Source organism: Streptomyces sparsus (assembly GCF_054776295.1).
On sequence record NZ_BAAHCA010001113.1, the window covers coordinates 1 to 1,443 of the forward strand.

Annotated in this window: 1 protein-coding gene; it reads right to left on the bottom strand. The window is 74.1% G+C overall.

All coding sequences use genetic code 11. The features are described from left to right. Window positions 1-1,010: MBL fold metallo-hydrolase (locus tag ACYVE9_RS26710; RefSeq protein WP_461030470.1), on the bottom strand; the 1,010-nt coding region annotated here is incomplete at its 3' end. Between the last annotated feature and the right edge of the window lie 433 nt (window positions 1,011-1,443).

The window sequence follows — 1,443 nt, forward strand, 5'->3', positions numbered from 1 at the left end:
AAGGGCTCACCGGGCCGGGGCACGGCGATGCGCACCCCGGCCTCGGCGGCGGCGGCCAGCGAGCGGTCGGCCGGGTCCGTCCACGGGTGCGGTGCCAGGTTGAAGGTGCCCCAGTGGATGGGCAGCAGGGTGCCGCCGCGCAGGTCGCGGTGGGCCCGCAGCCCTTCCTCGGGTGTCATGTGGATGTCGGGCCAGTACTCGCTGTAGGCACCGATCTGGATCATCGAGGCGTCGAACGGGCCGTGGGTGCGGCCGATGTCCGCGAAACCGGGGAAGTAGCCGGTGTCGCCGCTGTGGAACACGCGGTGTTCCGGGCCGGCGACCACCCAGGACGCCCACAGGGCGCGCTGTTTGTTCCGCAGGCCCCGGCCGCAGAAGTGGCGGGCGGGTGTCGCGGTCAGCGTCAGGGGGCCGACCTCGACCGACTCGTGCCAGTCGAGTTCGGCGATCCGCTCGGGGCGCACGCCCCAGCGCTCCAGGTGGGCGCCCACGCCGAGCGGAACGGCGAACAGCACGTCGGTACGGGCCAGCTCACGCACGGACGCCATGTCCAGGTGGTCGTAGTGGTCGTGCGAGATCGCCACCGCGTCCAGCGGCCCGAGTTCGGACAGCGGGAGCGGGGGCCGGTGGAACCTGCGGGGCCCGACGAACGGGAACGGTGAGCAGCGTTCACCCCAGACCGGGTCGAAGAGCACCCGGCGGCCGTCGATCTCGGCGAGCACCGACGCGTGGCCGCACCAGGTGAGCCGCAGCCCGGAGGCGGGCGGGGAGCCCAGCTCCGGCCGCTGTACCGGCATCGGCGCCGTCGGCCGCCGACCGTCACCGCGGAGCAGGGCGCGGATCATGTCGAGCCGGGTGCCGGGCGGGTCGGGGACCGCGGGCGGGTCCGTCGGTCCGGCCGGGTTGCGGAAGGCGCCGGCGTCCGCGTCGTAGTGCGGGGACGCCAGGATGCGCCGCAACCGGTCGCCCTCCGGTTCGGCGCCGAGGGAAGCAGGTCTCAGGCCGCGCATGGAATCTCCTGTTCACGCATGCTGGGGAAACGCCGAGGTGGTCGCGATTAGTTCCACGAGCGGGGTTCCACGGCCGGGGTTGATCACTCATCGGGGGCCGGCCGCTCGTCGTGAGTCGGCCCCTCGTGGGGACGGCCGCTCGTCGGGACGGGCTACGGGGCGTGAGCGGTGCGGTCCGGCTGCGGAGGCGGAAGGGCGGGCTCGGGCCCGGTTTCCGACGGACGCGCGGCGTCCGGGTGGAGGCGCGCGATCCACATGGTGAAGGTGGCGTACCTGGGGGCCGGAAGCTGTTCCTGGCATGTCAGAGTTGGCGGCATGACGATACCGCCGCCGCCAGGTCACCAACCCTCCCACCAGCCGCCCGCGTCAGGCGGATTCGGCCCGCCGGCGCCGGGCTACGGCTACCCCGGCGCGTCGGCCGGCCACGGTGGCG